The sequence below is a fragment of the Pseudomonas sp. P108 genome, assembly GCF_032613195.1.
Classification (GTDB): Bacteria; Pseudomonadota; Gammaproteobacteria; order Pseudomonadales; family Pseudomonadaceae; genus Aquipseudomonas.
In genome coordinates this window covers 1370669-1387431 of the sequence record NZ_CP126691.1, presented here as the reverse complement: position 1 = coordinate 1387431, position 16763 = coordinate 1370669, and the positions used below count along the sequence as shown (strand labels likewise).

Below are 16763 nucleotides of genomic sequence, written 5' to 3'. Positions count from 1 at the left end.
GATCAGCGCGTGATGCCGCGAGTCGACGACTGGATGGAGTCGCGGAATATTGCCACTTCCGGGTACTGCGCAGCAGGTTCAGCCAGTTCGGCCAGCGCCTGCTCAACCGTCAGGCCTTGGCGATAGACGGTTTTGTAAGCGCGACGCAGGGTATGAATCGCGTCTTCGCTGAAACCGCGACGGCGCATGCCTTCGAAGTTCATGCTGCGCGCTTCTGCGGGATTGCCGAACACGGTGACGAACGCCGGAACGTCCTTGCCGATCGCCGTGCCCATACCGGAAAAGCTGTGAGCGCCGATGTGGCAATACTGGTGAACCAGGGTGAATCCGGAAAGGATCGCCCAGTCATCCACATGTACATGCCCGGCCAACGCTGTGTTGTTGACCAGAATGCAGTGATTGCCGATGACGCTGTCATGCCCGATGTGGGCATAGGCCATGATCAGGTTGTGATCGCCCAGCGTGGTCTCCGAACGGTCTTGCACGGTGCCACGGTGAATGGTCACGCCTTCACGGATGACATTGTGGTCACCGATCACCAGGCGGGTTTCTTCGCCTTTGTACTTCAGATCGGGCGTGTCTTCGCCTACCGAGGAAAACTGGTAGATGCGATTGTGCTTGCCGATGCGGGTCGGGCCTTTGAGGATTACATGCGGCCCAATCACGGTACCCTCGCCGATTTCCACACCTGCGCCGATGATCGACCACGGGCCGACCTCGACGCCGTCAGCCAGAACGGCCGACGGATCGATGATTGCGCGAGGGTCAATCAAACTCATAGCTTGCGTTCCGCACAGATGATTTCAGCCGAGCAGACCGGCTTGCCATCGACCGAAGCCTGGCATTCGAACTTCCAGATCTGGCGCTTGCAACTGATGAACTTGGCTTCGAGGATCAGCTGATCGCCCGGCAACACAGGCTGACGGAAGCGCAGCTTGTCGGAACCGACGAAGTAGTAAAGCGTGCCGTCGGCAGGCTTCACATCAAGCATTTTGAAACCGAGGATCCCGGCAGCCTGAGCCATCGCTTCGATGATCAACACGCCCGGCATGATTGGATGCGCAGGGAAGTGACCATTGAAGAACGGCTCATTGATGCTGACATTCTTGTAGGCGCGAATGCGCTTGCCTTCAGTGTCCAGTTCCACCACCCGGTCCACCAGCAGGAACGGGTAACGGTGAGGCAGGTATTCGCGAATCTCGTTGATGTCCATCATTTCGGGGGGAAGCCTATGTAAAGATTGGGAGCGCGACTGACGCGCACTCCTCTAGCAAATCAAGGAGGCAGTCTAGCGGCTGTGCACACTTGATATGGAAATGGTATCAGCCATCTGATGAAGCATTGCCGTCAGGGGTCACTTCCCCTACGCGCTTTTCCAGCTGTTTCAAACGCCGCGCGATATCATCGAGCTGACGAATGCGGGCCGCGCTTTTGCGCCATTCGGCCGCCGGTTGCATGGCTGTGCCGGAAGAATAGGCACCCGGCTCGGTAATCGAGTGGGTCACCATGGTCATCCCGGTCAGGAAAACGTTGTCGCAAATATCAATGTGGCCGACCAGCCCGACACCGCCGGCGAGCATGCAATGCTTGCCGATTTTGGTGCTGCCGGAGATCCCGACGCACGCTGCCATCGCGGTGTGATCACCGACCTGAACGTTGTGGGCAATCTGGATCTGGTTGTCGAGCTTCACGCCATTACCGATTACGGTATCGGCCAGAGCGCCACGGTCGATGGCGGTATTCACGCCAATCTCGACATCGTCGCCGATGGCCACGCCACCGATCTGCGCGATCTTCTGCCAGATACCTTTTTCGTTGGCGAAGCCGAAGCCTTCACCACCAAGCACGGCACCGGACTGAATCACTACGCGCTTGCCGATGCGTACATCGTGATACAGCGTCACGCGTGGAGCGAGCCAGCCGCCCTCACCGATTTCGCTGCGTGCACCGATGACGCAATGCGCGCCCAGTGTCACTTGCGCACCGATCCGCGCGCCGGCCTCGATCACCACGAAAGGACCGACGCTGGCGGTTGGATCAACCACTGCGTCCGCCGCAATGACCGCCGAAGGATGGATACCCGCAGTGGCTTTTGGCTTGGGATCGAACAAGTGTGAGATGCGTGCGTAAGCCAGATAAGGATCAGGCACCACCAACGCATTACCGGCAAAACCCTCGGCATCGGCCTCTTTGAGCAGCAGTGCTGCTGCCTGCGAGCCTGCCAGGTATTTGCGATATTGAGGGTTTGCCAGAAAGCTCAACTGAGCTGGGCCAGCCTCTTGCAAAGTGGCTAGCCCAGTAATTTGCTTCTCAGGGTCGCCACGCAGGGTGGCGCCGAGGAACTCGGCCAACTGGCCGAGCTTGATAGTCACGGTCATGGGTTACTTCAGCTGATTCATGCGCTCGATAACCTGGCGCGTGATGTCGTACTGTGGTTTGACATCAATCACTGCGCCACGCTCGAACACCAGGTCAAAACCACCTTTCTTGATGACTTCTTCCACTGCGCTATCCAGTTTCGGCTTCAGTTGCTTGAGCATTTCGCGGTCGGCAACAGCTTTGGCTTCGTTCAGTTCCTTGGACTGGAACTGGAAGTCACGGGCCTTTTGCTTGAATTCCAGCTCCAGACGCTCACGTTCACCTTGCTGCATTTTGTCGCCACCGGCCATCAGACGGTCCTGAATACCCTTGGCGCTGCTTTCCAGCGTTTTCAGTTTGGTCAGTTGCGGGCCGAACTTCTTCTCGGCATCCACGGCGTACTTCTTCGCTGCGTCGGATTCGAGCAAGGCCATCTGATAGTTCAGAACAGCGATTTTCATGTCGGCAAATGCCGGGCCTGCCACCATCAAGGAGGCCAGGAGAACCAATTGAGTCAACTTACGCACGATGCACTCCTACAAAATCCATTGTCGTTATCTTGGGTCAGACGCTTAGAACGTCTGGCCGAGGGAGAATTGGAACACTTGAGTTTCAGCCTCATCCGGCTTCTTGATCGGCATGGCCAACGCGAAGCTCAGAGGACCCAGTGCGGTGACCCAGGTCACACCCACACCGACGGAACTGGCCATGTTGCTCAGGCTGATGTCGTTGCACTTGGTGTTCGACGTCGAGCCGTTCGCATTGGTAGTGTCCTTGCACTGCGAGTCAAATACGTTACCCACGTCCCAGAATACCGAAGTACGCAGGGAGCGCTGATCTTTCACGAATGGCAGCGGGAACAGAACCTCGACACCACCCTGGATCAGGACGTTACCACCGAACGGCAGCGGATCCTGGTCGGGGTCAGCAAGCGTGCCCGGGTTGGTACCACGGCTCGGCGTACTGCGTGGACCGAGGGTGCTGTCCTTGAAGCCACGAACCGAGTTGAAACCACCAGCATAGTAGTTTTCATAGAACGGCAAGCCGTCGGTTCCACCGTAGCCGTCGCCATAACCCAGCTCGGTATGCAGGCGCAGGGTGTAGTTCTCGCTGATCGGCTGGAACAGCTGACCGCGATAATCAAGCTTGTAGAACGACAGGTCGCTGCCCGGCACGGTGGTTTCCAGGGTCAGGCTCTGGGAACGGCCACGGGTCGGCAGTACGCCTTTGTTCAGGGTGGACTCGGACCAGCCGGCCGACGCCTTGAAGTTCAGGTACTTGTCGCCCTCCTTGTTAACGAAGTCGAAAATCTCGTCAACGGTGTAGGTACCGGTCTTGATCTCGTCCTGTTGAACCGACAGGCCAAAGGTCAGACGCGAAGTTTCGCTGATCGGGTAGCCAACGTTGACGCCGGCACCCAGGCTGTCTACCGCATAGCTTGCTACATCGACGTCGAGGTCTTTGTAGTCAGTGGTGCGATAGAACGCGTTGTAACCCAGGCTCACGCCATCGGCGGTCCAGTACGGGTCAACGTAGCCGAAGTTGTAGCGGCTCTGATATTCGCTGCGGGTCAGGCCGATGCTGACGCGGTTACCAGTACCGAGGAAGTTGTTCTGGGTGATCGAACCACCGAGGATCAGACCGGCACTCTGGGCGAAACCGACACTGGCGGTAATCGAACCGGAAGCCTGTTCTTCAACGGCATAGTTCACGTCAACCTGGTCGTCGACACCTGGCACAGCCGGGGTTTCAACGTTGACTTCCTTGAAGAAGCCCAGACGCTCAAGACGAGTCTTGGATTGGTCGATCAGGTAGGTCGAAGCCCAGCCACCTTCCATCTGACGCATTTCACGACGCAGCACTTCGTCCTCGGACTTGGTGTTGCCACGGAAGTTGATGCGGTTGACATAGGCACGCTTGCCCGGATCAACAGCAAACAGGATGTCGACGGTGTGGTCATCATCATGCGGCTGCGGTACGCCGTTGACGTTGGCGAAGGTGTACCCCTCGTTACCCAGACGGCGGGTGATCAGCTCGGATGTGGTGGTCATCAGCTTGCGCGAGAACACCTGGCCTTTCTGCACCAGCAGCAGGGACTTGACCTGATCTTCAGGAACTTTCAGGTCACCGCTGAGCTTGACGTCACGAACGGTGTATTTCTCGCCTTCGGTGACGTTGACAGTGATGTAGACGTGCTTCTTGTCCGGGGTGATGGACACCTGGGTCGAAGCGATATCCATGTTGATATAGCCACGGTCCAGATAGTAGGAACGCAGACGTTCCAGGTCACCGGAAAGCTTTTCACGGGCGTACTTGTCGTCGTTCTTGAAGAACGACAGCCAGTTGGTGGTTTTCAGTTCGAACAGGTCGGTCAGGTCTTCCTCGGGGAAAACCGTGTTGCCCACCACGTTGATGTGCTGAATGGCGGCAACGGTACCTTCGTTGATCTTCACTTTCAGACCAACGCGGTTACGCGGTTGCGAGACCACTTCGGTATCGACCGTAGCCGAGTAGCGACCTTGCGCGACGTACTGACGCTGCAGTTCGTTACGCACACCTTCAAGGGTGGCGCGCTGGAAGATCTCGCCTTCGGCCAGACCGGATTGTTTGAGACCTTTCATCAAGTCTTCAGTGGAGATCGCCTTGTTGCCTTCGATCTCGATACTGGCGACCGACGGACGTTCGACGACCGTGATGACCAGAACGTTGCCTTCGCGACCCAGCTGGATATCTTGAAAGAAACCGGTTTTGAACAACGCACGAGTGGATTCCACCAGGCGACGATCATCCGCCTGCTCACCGACGTTCAACGGCAAGGCACCAAAAACGCTACCCGCGGAGACCCGCTGGAGGCCATTGACGCGAATATCAGAGATAGTGAAGGACTCGGCGTGAACTTCGGCGATCATCAATACGGTGAGAACCGCAGTTAGCAGCAGACGTTTCATGAAGTCCTTTCTTATTCCAACTGGCAATAAACAAACTGCCGCAAAATGCGGCAGATTCGCAATTCAGCGAAGCGTTACAGTCGACCCAGATCGTTGACCAGAGCAAGCAACATCACCCCGACCACCAAACTGATACCGATCTGTATCCCCCAACCTTGCACCCGATCCGACAAGGGACGACCACGCGCCCACTCGATCAGATAAAACAACAAATGCCCCCCATCCAGTACAGGAATGGGCAGCAAATTCAGAACGCCCAGGCTAATACTCAGATAAGCAAGGAAATTCAGGAAATCAGCGACGCCCGACTGGGCAGAAGCGCCCGCCACTTTAGCAATGGTTATCGGTCCACTCAAGTTTTTTACCGAGAGCTCGCCGAACAGCATTTTCTTTAGCGAATCGAGCGTCAGAATGCTCATGGTCCAAGTACGACGGGCACCCTCGCCAATCGCAGCCAGAGGCCCGTAACTGACCTCGCGAATCATCTCCGGCGGCCAGTCGACAGCTTTTACGCCCGCCCCCAGATAACCGCTTGGCGATTTGCTTTCACCACGCGCCGCCAGCGTCACCGGGACGTCGATTTGAGCACTGTCGCGCTCGATGCGCAGCATGATTTTGGTATCAGGACGCGTACGAACGGTGTCGACCACCTGCTGCCAGTCATTCAGCGCCTGACCATCGAGAGCCAACAGGCGGTCACCGGTCTTCAGGCCAGCCGCCTGGGCCGGGCCTTTCGGATCGAGCTCGGCGAGCACCGGCGGCAAAGCCGGGCGCCATGGACGGATACCCAGCGAGCGGATCGGATCCGGCTCATCAGCGCCTTTGAGCCAGTTATCCAGCTTCAGCTCACGCGGCGAATCCGCAGTAGAACCCTGTTCACGCACCAGCAATTGCAGAGAACCGCTTTCGCCAAGGCGTCGGACCAATTGCAGATTGACCGCCGCCCAACCGGAAGTCGGTTCACCATCGACCGCGACAATTTCCTCACCTGCACTCAAACCGGCACTGGCAGCGATACTGCCGGATTCAACCGCACCGATGACCGGGCGCACCTGCTCGCTGCCGAGCATGGCCAAGACCCAGAAGAACACCAACGCCAACAGGAAGTTGGCAATCGGGCCGGCCGCAACAATAGCGATACGCTGACGCACGGATTTGCGGTTGAACGACTGATCAAGCTGATCGACCGGCACTTCGCCTTCGCGCTCATCGAGCATTTTGACGTAGCCGCCCAGCGGTATCGCCGCGACCACAAACTCAGTGCCCTGCTTGTCGTGCCAGCGCAGCAGCGGCATGCCGAAGCCTACGGAGAAACGCAGAACCTTGACGCCACAGCGACGCGCGACCCAGAAGTGGCCGAATTCGTGAAAGGTGACCAGCACACCCAAGGCGATCAGGGTGCCGGCAATCATATAGAGCGCGCTCATCTACTTTCTCCGCAATCCTGTTCAGTGTCGCGTGTAGCCATTGTGTTGCAAATTCTATCGATCGTGACGCTTCAACCATTGCTCAGCCAGAGCTCGCGCCTTGGCATCAGCCGTAAACACGGCATCGAGATCTGTCAGTGCAACGACCGGCTCGAGGCTCAAGACCTCCTCGATGATACTCGCGATTTCCAGGTAACGGACCCGTCCGTCGAGAAACGCTGCCACCGCCACTTCGTTGGCCGCATTGAGCATCGCCGGTGCACTGTTGCCAGCCTCGGCAGCTTGCCGTGCCAGACGCAGACAAGGGAAGCGCTCTTCATCCGGCGCTTCGAAGTCCAGACGCGCGACAGCAAACAGATCCAGCGGTGCCACGCCCGAATCAATGCGTTCCGGCCAGGCCAGGGCGTTGGCGATCGGCGTACGCATGTCGGGATTACCCAACTGCGCCAGCACCGAGCCATCGACATAATCGACCAGCGAGTGAATGACGCTCTGCGGGTGAATCACTACCTCGACCTGCGACGGCTTGGCATCAAACAACCAACAGGCCTCGATCAGCTCGAGCCCCTTATTCATCATGCTGGCCGAATCGACCGAAATCTTGCGCCCCATGGACCAGTTCGGGTGCGCACACGCCTGGTCAGGTGAAACATGCGCCAACTCACTCATCGGCGTCTGTCGGAACGGGCCGCCAGAGGCTGTGAGCAAAATCCGACGAACACCCACCGAGCTCAATCCACGGGCAAAATCCTGTGGCATGCACTGGAAAATCGCGTTGTGTTCACTGTCGATCGGCAACAACACCGAACCGCTCTTGCGCACCGCCTGCATGAACAAGGCGCCGGACATCACCAGCGCTTCTTTATTGGCCAGGAGAATCTTCTTGCCAGCTTCGACAGCCGCCAGGGTCGGACGCAAACCTGCTGCACCGACGATCGCAGCCATCACCGCATCGACTTCCGGAGCAGCAGCGACCTGGCACAGGCCCTCCTCCCCCACCAGCACACGGGTCGGCAAACCGGCGGCACGCAAATCGTCCTGCAAGCCACGCGCGGCAGCAGCCTCGGGAACCACGGCAAATTGCGGCACGTGGCGCACGCACAAGGCGAAAAGCTCACTGAGACGCGTGAAACCACTCAACGCGAACACCTGATAACGCTCAGGATGTCGGGCAATGACATCCAGCGTGCTCAGACCGATCGAGCCCGTCGCACCGAGAACGGTAATCTGTTGAGGACGACTCACGGTGCCGCCATCCACAGCAGCACTGCAAACACCGGGACTGCCGCTGTCAGACTGTCGATACGATCAAGCACCCCACCATGACCGGGCAGCAGATTACTGCTGTCCTTGATGCCGGACTGACGCTTGAACATGCTTTCGGTCAGGTCGCCGACAACGGAGATGAAGACGATCAGCGCAGCGCCAATCAAGCCTTTAAGCAGCTCGGCGACGGTCCAGTCACGCACGAGACCGACAATCGCTGTAATCAGCAAACTCAGCGCCAGACCACCGTAGACGCCTTCCCAGCTTTTACCCGGACTGACTTGCGGGGCCAGCTTGCGCTTGCCGAATTTTCGACCAGAGAAATAGGCACCGATATCGGCGCCCCAAACCAGCACCATCACCGCCATGATCAGCCAGTTACCCAGCGGGTACTGCTTGATCTGTACCAGACCTTGCCAGGCCGGCAGCAGAATCAGCAGGCCGATCACCAGTTTGGTGGCCGCCGTGGACCAGCGCTCGCTCGAACGCGGATACGTCAGCACCAGGTACGTTGCCACTGCCCACCACAACACCGAAGCGCCCAACACCCAAGGGGCGAGGCCCGGCAGCACGTACATGACGAACAACATCAGCGCAACGACAGCGGCATAGCCGACACGGAACGACTGTGCGGCGAAGCCAGCCAGACGCGCCCACTCCCAAGCCCCCAGGCTCACGACCAGACCGATGAACAGCGCAAAACCGGAACCTTCCAGCAGGAAAAACCCGCACAAGGCAACCGGCAGCAGGATCAGCGCAGTGATGATTCGTTGTTTAAGCATTAAACCCGGGCTCCAGCTTCGATCTGTTCGCTCGTTTTACCGAAGCGACGCTGACGCGAAGCGAAATCGGCCAGCGCAGTACGCATGGCATCGTGTTTGAAGTCCGGCCAGAACAGGTCGGAGAAATACAACTCGGCATAGGCCAGTTGCCACAGCAGGAAGTTGCTGATGCGATGCTCGCCACCGGTGCGGATGCACAAGTCGGGCAATGGCAGATCGCCGGTCGCCAGACAGGTTTGCAGCAGATCCGGGGTGATGTCTTCCGGACGCAGGTGTCCGGCCTGAACTTCACGCGCCAGACGCTGAGCCGCTTGGGCGATATCCCACTGACCGCCGTAATTGGCGGCGATCTGCAGAATGAAGCGGTTGGAGCCGGCGGTCATGGCCTCGGCTTCGCGCATCGCCGCCTGAAGCTCAGGGTGGAAGCGCGAACGATCGCCAATGATGCGCAGGCTGATGTTGTTGTCGTTGAGGCGCTTGGCCTCTCGACGCAATGCCTTGAAGAACAGATCCATCAAGGCACTGACTTCATCGGCCGGGCGCTGCCAGTTCTCACTGGAAAACGCGAACAGGGTGAGCACTTCGACCTTGGCCTCAGCACACACCTCGATCACGGCACGCACAGCATCCACGCCCGCTTTATGCCCGGCGACACCCGGCATAAAGCGTTTTTTCGCCCAGCGATTGTTGCCATCCATGATGATCGCGACATGGCGCGGCACCGCGGACGGCGCAGTCTGCTTGGTCTTGTCCATTAAAAGCTCGAACCTTATACGGCCATCAGATCCGCTTCTTTTTGCTTGGTAGCCGTGTCGATATCAGCTTCAGCCTTGTCGGTGAGTTTCTGAATATCGGCAGCGGCACGACGCTCTTCGTCTTCGCTGATTTCTTTGTCCTTGACCAGTTTCTTCAGCTCGCCCAAGGCGTCACGACGAATGTTGCGCACGGCAACACGCGCGTCTTCGGCGGCACTGCGCGCCTGCTTGGTGAAGCCCTTGCGGGTTTCTTCAGTCAGGGCAGGCATGGAGATCAGCAACAATTCGCCCAGGTTGGTCGGATTGAGGTTCAGGCCAGCGCTCTGGATTGCCTTGTCGACCGCTGCGAGCATGTTGCGCTCGAAGGCGACGACTTGCAGGGTGCGCGAGTCTTTTACAGTGATGTTGGCCACTTGAGTGATGGAGGTGTCCGCGCCGTAGTACGGCACCATCACGCTACCCAGAATGCTTGGGTGAGCCTTGCCGGTACGAATCTGACCAAAAGCGTGAGCCAGAGAGTCCAGGGATTTCTGCATGCGCTCTTGAGCGTCTTTCTTGATTTCGTTGATCATTGTTGACCTTCCTCGATCAGGGTGCCTTCAGCGCCGCCATGGACGATGTTCAGCAGGGCACCGGGCTTGTTCATGTTGAATACGCGCAACGGCATCTTGTGGTCGCGGCACAGGCAGATAGCGGTCAGATCCATCACGCCCAGCTTGCGATCCAGTACTTCATCATAAGTCAGATGATCGAACTTCTCGGCATGCGGGTCTTTGAACGGGTCAGCGGTGTAGACGCCATCGACCTTGGTCGCTTTCAGCACGACGTCGGCATCGATTTCGATTGCGCGCAGGCAGGCTGCCGAATCCGTGGTGAAGAACGGGTTGCCGGTACCGGCAGCGAAGATCACGACGTCTTTGGAGTTCAGGTGACGCATGGCTTTGCGGCGATCGTAGTGATCGGTCACACCCACCATGGAAATCGCCGACATCACGATGGCCGAGATGTTGGCACGTTCCAGCGCATCGCGCATGGCCAGAGCGTTCATCACAGTGGCCAGCATGCCCATGTGGTCGCCTGTAACCCGATCCATACCGGCTTTGCTCAAGGCTTCGCCGCGGAACAGGTTGCCACCGCCGATCACCAGACCGACCTGTACGCCGATACCGACCAGCTGGCCGACTTCCAGCGCCATGCGATCCAGCACTTTTGGATCGATCCCGAACTCTTCCGAGCCCATCAGGGCCTCGCCGCTAAGCTTGAGTAGAATGCGTTTATAGCGAGCCTGATAACCACTGCCCTGCTGAGCCATTGCGAATCTCTCCTGCGGCGTATTTAAAATTCTTTGCGAGCTGTTTACAGCTGGCGTTCACTCTAGCTTGGCGCTGCTTCAGCGCCATCGGAACATGGCTTTGTAAGTCAGTTCCAAGTGGAAACCAATAAAAATTGGCAACCCCATCTGAAAAGAGGCTGCGCGCGTAAGCGGGCAGCCTCTTTCGGGCGACAGTTGAAAAACCGTCTTATTGCTTGGCGGCAGCCAGCTGGGCAGCAACTTCTTCAGCGAAGTTGTCGACCGGCTTCTCGATGCCTTCGCCTACTTTGTAGTAAGTGAAGGAAACGATTTCAGCACCGGCTTTCTTGGCCAGTTCGCCAACCTTGATTTCAGGGTTCTTGACGAACGCCTGCTCAACCAGGCTCGCTTCAGCCAGGAACTTGCTGATACGGCCTTTGACCATATTTTCAACAATGTTTTCTGGCTTGCCTTTGATTTTTTCTTCGTTCAGCTGCAGGAACACAGCTTTTTCGCGCTCGATCGCTTCAGCCGAAACTTCCGATGGCAGCAGGAACTCAGGGTTGCTTGCCGCTACGTGCATCGCGATGTCTTTGGCCAGCTCGACGTCACCGCCTTTCAGAGCCACAACAACGCCGATCTTGTTGCCGTGCAGGTACGAACCTACAACGTCACCTTCGATACGGGCCAGACGACGGATGTTGACGTTCTCGCCTACTTTGGCAACCAGTGCTTCACGAGCGGCTTCTTGCGAAGCGATCAGTGGAGCAGCGTCGGTCAGCTTGTCAGCGAAAGCTTTTTCAACGCTGACAGCAACGAAGTTCTTGAAGTCGTCTTGCAGAGCCAGGAAGTCGGTCTGCGAGTTCACTTCCAGGATAACGGCAGCTTTACCGTCGTCCTTGATTGCGATTGCGCCTTCAGCGGCAACGTTGCCAGCCTTCTTCGCAGCCTTGATCGCGCCCGAAGCACGCATGTCATCAATGGCTTTTTCGATGTCGCCGTCAGCCTTTTCCAGGGCTTTCTTGCAATCCATCATGCCTTCGCCGGTACGCTCGCGCAGTTCTTTAACCAACGCTGCAGTAATTGCTGCCATTTTCAAATTCCTCTTGGATAGGTTTTCAACCATTCCACCCGATCGAACGGGCGTTCAATTCTTCCCGAACCACCCTTGTTAGCTGCCGCACATTACAAACAGTGCCGTGGGCGCCGACAAATGGTTTTCGAGGTGGCAAAAAGGGGGCCAAGCCCCCTTTTTGCTTACTGAGTCAACGCCAGGGCGTCAATTACTCAGCTGCAGCCTGAGTTTCTTCAGCTGCGAATTCAACAGTACCGCCAGCAACATTGTTGCGACCACGGATAACTGCGTCAGCCATCGAACCCATGTACAGCTGGATAGCGCGGATTGCGTCATCGTTACCTGGGATGATGTAGTCAACGCCTTCCGGGCTGCTGTTGGTGTCGACAACGCCGATTACCGGGATGCCCAGCTTGTTGGCTTCGGTGATCGCGATGCGCTCGTGGTCAACGTCGATCACGAACAGTGCGTCAGGCAGACCGCCCATGTCCTTGATGCCGCCCAGCGAACGATCCAGCTTTTCCAGGTCACGGGAGCGCATCAGCGCTTCTTTCTTGGTCAGCTTGGCGAAAGTACCGTCTTCGGCTTGAACTTCAAGGTCACGCAGACGCTTGATCGAAGCACGAATGGTTTTGAAGTTGGTCAGCATGCCGCCCAACCAGCGGTGATCGACGTACGGCGAACCGCAACGTGCTGCTTCTTCAGCAACGATCTTGCCAGCGGAACGCTTGGTGCCGACGAACAGAATCTTGTTTTTGCCCTGGGCCAGACGCTCTACGAAAGTCAGAGCTTCGTTGAACATTGGCAGGGTTTTTTCAAGGTTGATGATGTGAATCTTGTTACGCGCGCCGAAAATGTACTTACCCATTTTCGGATTCCAGTAACGGGTTTGGTGACCGAAGTGCACACCGGCCTTCAGCATATCGCGCATATTGACTTGGGACATGATAGTTCCTTAATAAGTCGGGTTTGGCCTCCACGTATCCCAATGACCAACCAGTGGCATAAAGCCAAAAGCACCCAGGTCATCGTGTCGACACGTGTGTGGATTTAAGCTTTTCGGGGTATCCCCGGAAAGCGGCGCATTTTATACCACAGGGTGCGCCGAAACGGAACCCGGAATCTGTATTCGCACCAAGGACATGGGCGCAGCCCCCTTGGAATCGGCCCCGAACGCACCATTGTATAGAGAGAAGCGATGCACGCGGGCGCTGAATTGCGCCATGCGTCTGTTAGAATCGCGTTTTTCAGGGTCGCAAAACGATCACCTGCCGCCCTATTCGTATCAGCAAGCGCCGCCGAGCGCAGAGAGAGCCTGTATGACCGTCAACCTCAAAACCCCCGAGGACATCGCTGGCATGCGTGTCGCCGGCAAACTGGCCGCCGATGTGCTGGAAATGATTGCCGAACATGTCAAACCGGGCGTCACCACCGATGAGCTGAACCAGATCTGCCACGACTACATCGTCAATGTGCAGCAAGCCATCCCTGCCCCGCTCAATTACAAGGGTTATCCGAAGTCGATCTGCACTTCGATCAACCACGTGGTCTGCCACGGCATCCCGAATGAAAAGCCGCTGAAAAACGGCGACACCCTGAACATTGACGTGACCGTGATCAAGGACGGTTACCACGGTGATACCAGCCGCATGTTCCATGTCGGCGAAGTACCCGTCTGGGCCGAACGCCTGTCGCAGATCACCCAGGAATGCATGTACAAGGCGATCGAGATCGTCAAACCCGGCTGCCGCCTCGGCGACATCGGCGAAGTCATTCAGAAGCACGCCGAGAAGAACGGCTTCTCGGTGGTTCGCGAGTTCTGCGGTCATGGCATCGGCAAGGTTTTCCACGAAGAGCCGCAGATCCTCCACTACGGCCGCGCCGGCACCGGCATGGAACTGAAGGCCGGCATGACCTTCACCATCGAGCCGATGATCAACCAGGGCAAGGCCGACACCAAAGTACTGGGTGACGGCTGGACCGCGATCACCAAGGATCGCAAGCTGTCAGCACAGTGGGAACACACCCTGCTGGTGACCGACACTGGCTACGAGATCTTCACCCTGCGCGCCGACGACACCATCCCGCGCATCTCGGCCTGATCCACACAACGCTCCCAGCCTTATAGAAGGAATGCCAATCGATGCCGCAGGTGGATCCCGAACTCTTCGACCGCGGTCAGTTCCAGGCCGAACTGGCTCTCAAAGCGAGTCCTATCGCGGCGTTCAAGAAGGCGATCCGCCAGGCTCGCGAGGTGCTCGACACGCGTTTTCGCCAGGGTCGCGACATTCGCCGGCTGATCGAAGACCGTGCCTGGTTCGTCGACAACATCCTGCAAAAGGCCTGGGAGCAGTTCAACTGGAGTGAAGACGCCGACATCGCACTGGTCGCGGTCGGCGGTTATGGTCGCGGTGAGCTGCACCCTTATTCCGATATCGATCTGCTGATCCTGCTGGACAGCGCCGATCACGAGGTCTTCCGCGACTCCATCGAGCGTTTTCTGACGCTGTTGTGGGACATTGGCCTGGAAGTCGGTCAGAGCGTGCGCTCGGTCGATGAATGCGCCGAAGAGGCCCGCGCCGACCTGACAGTCGTCACCAACCTGATGGAAAGCCGCACCATCTGCGGCCCCGAGCGCCTGCGCCAGCGCATGCTCGACGTCACCAGCACCGCACACATGTGGCCGGCCAAGGAGTTCTTCCTGGCCAAGCGTGCCGAACAAAAAGCCCGCCACCACAAATACAACGACACCGAATACAACCTGGAACCCAACGTCAAAGGCTCGCCCGGCGGACTGCGGGATATTCAGACGATTCTCTGGGTTGCGCGTCGCCAATACGGCACCCTGAACCTGCGCGCCCTCGCCGGCGAAGGTTTCCTGGTCGAGAGTGAAAACGCCCTGCTCGCCTCCTCTCAGGAATTTCTCTGGAAGGTTCGCTACGCCCTGCACATGCTCGCCGGCCGCTCCGAAGACCGCTTGCTGTTCGACCACCAGCGCACCATCGCCGGACTACTGGGTTTTGAAGGCGACGACGCCAAGCAGGCCGTCGAAAACTTCATGCAACAGTATTTCCGCGTAGTGATGAGCATCGCCCAGCTCAGCGACCTGATCATCCAGCATTTCGAGGAAGTGATCCTCGCGCCGGAAGACGAAGCGCCGCCGCAGCCGATCAACTCGCGCTTCCAGCTCCACGACGGCTATATCGAGGCACGCAACGACAACGTGTTTCGCCGCACGCCGTTCGCCATGCTGGAGATTTTCGTGCTGATGGCCCAGCAGCCGGAAATCAAAGGCGTGCGCGCCGACACCATTCGTCTGCTGCGCGAGCACCGTCACCTGATCGACGACAACTTCCGCAACGATATTCGCAATACCAGCCTGTTCATTGAACTGTTCAAGTGCAAGATCGGCATCCACCGCAACCTGCGCCGGATGAACCGTTACGGCATTCTCGGGCGTTATCTGCCGGAGTTCGGTTTTATCGTCGGGCAGATGCAGCACGATCTGTTTCACATCTACACGGTCGATGCGCACACGCTGAACCTGATCAAGCACCTGCGCAAATTGCAGTACACCCAGGTCTCGGAGAAATTCCCGCTGGCCGCCAAGCTGATGGCCAAGCTGCCCAAGCCCGAACTGATCTACATGGCCGGCCTGTACCACGACATCGGTAAAGGCCGACATGGCGATCACTCGGAGATCGGCGCGGTCGATGCCGAGGCGTTCTGCCAGCGCCATCAGTTGCCGGTGTGGGACAGCCGCCTGATCGTCTGGCTGGTGCAGAACCATCTGGTGATGTCGACCACCGCTCAGCGCAAGGATTTGTCCGACCCGCAAGTGATCCACGACTTTGCCCTGGCTGTCGGCGATGAAACCCGTCTCGACTATCTCTACGTGCTGACCGTGGCCGACATCAACGCCACCAACCCGACGCTGTGGAACTCGTGGCGCGCCAGCCTGTTGCGTCAGCTCTACACCGAGACCAAACGCGCGCTGCGTCGCGGTCTGGAAAACCCGGTGGATCGCGAAGAACAGATCCGCCAGACCCAAAGCGCCGCACTGGATATTCTGGTGCGCGGCGGCACCGATCCGGACGATGTCGAGCAGTTGTGGGCGCAGTTGGGCGATGACTATTTCCTGCGCCATACCGCCGGTGACGTGGCCTGGCACAGCGACGCGATCCTCCAGCAACCCGTCGATGGCGGGCCGCTGGTGCTGATCAAGGAAACCACCCAACGCGAGTTCGAGGGTGGCACGCAGATCTTCATTTATGCACCGGACCAGCATGATTTCTTCGCGGTGACCGTGGCGGCTATGGATCAGCTGAACCTGAACATTCATGACGCCCGGGTTATCACCTCGAGCAGCCAGTTCACCCTCGACACCTACATCGTGCTCGACAACGAAGGCGAGTCCATCGGCGACAACCCGGCGCGGGTCAAGCAGATCCGCGAAGGCTTGACCGAAGCCCTGCGCAATCCCGACGATTACCCGACGATCATTCAACGCCGGGTGCCGCGCCAGCTCAAGCATTTCGCCTTTGCGCCGCAGGTGACGATTCATAATGATGCGCAGCGTCCGGTGACCGTGCTGGAATTGACCGCGCCCGATCGCCCGGGCCTGCTGGCGCGGATCGGCGGGATTTTCCTCGAGTTCGACCTGTCGCTGCAGAACGCCAAGATCGCGACACTCGGCGAGCGGGTGGAAGACGTGTTCTTCATCACCGACGCCCACAACCAACCGTTGTCCGACCCGCTGCTGTGCAGCCGTTTGCAGGATGCGATCGTTGAGCAACTGAGCGTCAATCAGGAACCCGATATCAAACTGTCGCGCATCAGTATCTGATGGCGCCCCGGATTC

Annotated in this window: 15 protein-coding genes; 2 read left to right on the top strand and 13 right to left on the bottom strand. The window is 58.0% G+C overall.

Features of this window, described 5'->3' with window-relative positions:
* Positions 1-2 precede the first annotated feature (2 nt).
* The 13 genes from lpxA to rpsB form a co-directional block, all read right to left on the bottom strand.
* The gene (gene lpxA, locus QOM10_RS05935; RefSeq protein ID WP_038357910.1) at positions 3-779 is read right to left on the bottom strand and encodes an acyl-ACP--UDP-N-acetylglucosamine O-acyltransferase; all 777 of its coding nucleotides are present in this window, start codon (positions 777-779) and stop codon (positions 3-5) included.
* Complete coding sequence (gene fabZ / locus QOM10_RS05930; protein WP_003222142.1) at positions 776-1216, bottom strand: 3-hydroxyacyl-ACP dehydratase FabZ; 441 nt, start codon at positions 1214-1216, stop codon at positions 776-778. The genes lpxA and fabZ overlap by 4 nt, the downstream gene beginning before the upstream one ends.
* Before the next feature lie 106 nt (positions 1217-1322).
* Positions 1323-2378, bottom strand: a complete 1056-nt coding sequence (gene lpxD / locus QOM10_RS05925; protein ID WP_127926013.1) for a UDP-3-O-(3-hydroxymyristoyl)glucosamine N-acyltransferase — start codon at positions 2376-2378, stop codon at positions 1323-1325.
* A 3-nt stretch (positions 2379-2381) separates the two neighbouring features.
* On the bottom strand, positions 2382-2885 hold the full coding sequence (locus QOM10_RS05920) for an OmpH family outer membrane protein (RefSeq protein WP_007908849.1): 504 nt from the start codon (positions 2883-2885) through the stop codon (positions 2382-2384).
* A 45-nt stretch (positions 2886-2930) separates the two neighbouring features.
* Positions 2931-5306, bottom strand: coding sequence for an outer membrane protein assembly factor BamA (bamA, locus tag QOM10_RS05915; protein ID WP_127926012.1), 2376 nt, complete (start codon positions 5304-5306; stop codon positions 2931-2933).
* A 74-nt stretch (positions 5307-5380) separates the two neighbouring features.
* On the bottom strand, positions 5381-6733 hold the full coding sequence (gene rseP, locus QOM10_RS05910; RefSeq protein ID WP_127926011.1) for a sigma E protease regulator RseP: 1353 nt from the start codon (positions 6731-6733) through the stop codon (positions 5381-5383).
* Positions 6734-6787: 54 nt separating this feature from the next.
* Positions 6788-7978 carry a 1-deoxy-D-xylulose-5-phosphate reductoisomerase gene (gene ispC / locus QOM10_RS05905; protein WP_127926010.1) on the bottom strand — a complete coding sequence of 397 codons (1191 nt, stop codon included), beginning with the start codon at positions 7976-7978 and terminating at the stop codon, positions 6788-6790.
* The gene (locus QOM10_RS05900) at positions 7975-8781 is read right to left on the bottom strand and encodes a phosphatidate cytidylyltransferase (RefSeq protein WP_150749444.1); all 807 of its coding nucleotides are present in this window, start codon (positions 8779-8781) and stop codon (positions 7975-7977) included. Before QOM10_RS05900 ends, ispC begins: the two co-directional genes overlap by 4 nt.
* Entirely contained in the window at positions 8781-9536 is a 756-nt protein-coding gene (gene uppS / locus QOM10_RS05895) for a polyprenyl diphosphate synthase (RefSeq protein ID WP_127926008.1), read from the bottom strand. The genes QOM10_RS05900 and uppS overlap by 1 nt, the downstream gene beginning before the upstream one ends.
* Before the next feature lie 14 nt (positions 9537-9550).
* Positions 9551-10108, bottom strand: a complete 558-nt coding sequence (frr, locus tag QOM10_RS05890; protein ID WP_007908855.1) for a ribosome recycling factor — start codon at positions 10106-10108, stop codon at positions 9551-9553.
* Positions 10105-10848, bottom strand: a complete 744-nt coding sequence (gene pyrH, locus QOM10_RS05885) for a UMP kinase (protein ID WP_003222124.1) — start codon at positions 10846-10848, stop codon at positions 10105-10107. Before pyrH ends, frr begins: the two co-directional genes overlap by 4 nt.
* A 208-nt stretch (positions 10849-11056) precedes the next feature.
* Positions 11057-11920 (bottom strand): translation elongation factor Ts, encoded by an 864-nt coding sequence (tsf, locus tag QOM10_RS05880; protein WP_127926007.1) that lies wholly within the window; start codon positions 11918-11920, stop codon positions 11057-11059.
* 190 nt (positions 11921-12110) lie between these two features.
* On the bottom strand, positions 12111-12848 hold the full coding sequence (gene rpsB, locus QOM10_RS05875) for a 30S ribosomal protein S2 (RefSeq protein WP_003222119.1): 738 nt from the start codon (positions 12846-12848) through the stop codon (positions 12111-12113).
* Positions 12849-13221: 373 nt separating this feature from the next.
* Here rpsB and map point away from each other — a divergent pair, with 373 nt between their 5' ends.
* Both map and QOM10_RS05865 read left to right on the top strand, forming a co-directional pair.
* Complete coding sequence (gene map, locus QOM10_RS05870) at positions 13222-14004, top strand: type I methionyl aminopeptidase (RefSeq protein ID WP_127926006.1); 783 nt, start codon at positions 13222-13224, stop codon at positions 14002-14004.
* Positions 14005-14045: 41 nt separating this feature from the next.
* On the top strand, positions 14046-16748 hold the full coding sequence (locus QOM10_RS05865; protein ID WP_123594889.1) for a [protein-PII] uridylyltransferase: 2703 nt from the start codon (positions 14046-14048) through the stop codon (positions 16746-16748).
* The last annotated feature ends 15 nt before the right edge of the window (positions 16749-16763 follow it).

Coding starts and splice junctions, on each gene's coding strand:
- rseP (WP_127926011.1), bottom strand. CDS start 6,733: ATGAGCGCGCTCTATATGATTGCCGGCACCCTGATCGCCTTGGGTGTG.
- pyrH (WP_003222124.1), bottom strand. CDS start 10,848: ATGGCTCAGCAGGGCAGTGGTTATCAGGCTCGCTATAAACGCATTCTA.
- tsf (WP_127926007.1), bottom strand. CDS start 11,920: ATGGCAGCAATTACTGCAGCGTTGGTTAAAGAACTGCGCGAGCGTACC.
- fabZ (WP_003222142.1), bottom strand. CDS start 1,216: ATGATGGACATCAACGAGATTCGCGAATACCTGCCTCACCGTTACCCG.
- lpxD (WP_127926013.1), bottom strand. CDS start 2,378: ATGACCGTGACTATCAAGCTCGGCCAGTTGGCCGAGTTCCTCGGCGCC.
- uppS (WP_127926008.1), bottom strand. CDS start 9,536: ATGGACAAGACCAAGCAGACTGCGCCGTCCGCGGTGCCGCGCCATGTC.
- rpsB (WP_003222119.1), bottom strand. CDS start 12,848: ATGTCCCAAGTCAATATGCGCGATATGCTGAAGGCCGGTGTGCACTTC.
- QOM10_RS05900 (WP_150749444.1), bottom strand. CDS start 8,781: ATGCTTAAACAACGAATCATCACTGCGCTGATCCTGCTGCCGGTTGCC.
- QOM10_RS05865 (WP_123594889.1), top strand. CDS start 14,046: ATGCCGCAGGTGGATCCCGAACTCTTCGACCGCGGTCAGTTCCAGGCC.
- map (WP_127926006.1), top strand. CDS start 13,222: ATGACCGTCAACCTCAAAACCCCCGAGGACATCGCTGGCATGCGTGTC.
- lpxA (WP_038357910.1), bottom strand. CDS start 779: ATGAGTTTGATTGACCCTCGCGCAATCATCGATCCGTCGGCCGTTCTG.
- bamA (WP_127926012.1), bottom strand. CDS start 5,306: ATGAAACGTCTGCTGCTAACTGCGGTTCTCACCGTATTGATGATCGCC.
- frr (WP_007908855.1), bottom strand. CDS start 10,108: ATGATCAACGAAATCAAGAAAGACGCTCAAGAGCGCATGCAGAAATCC.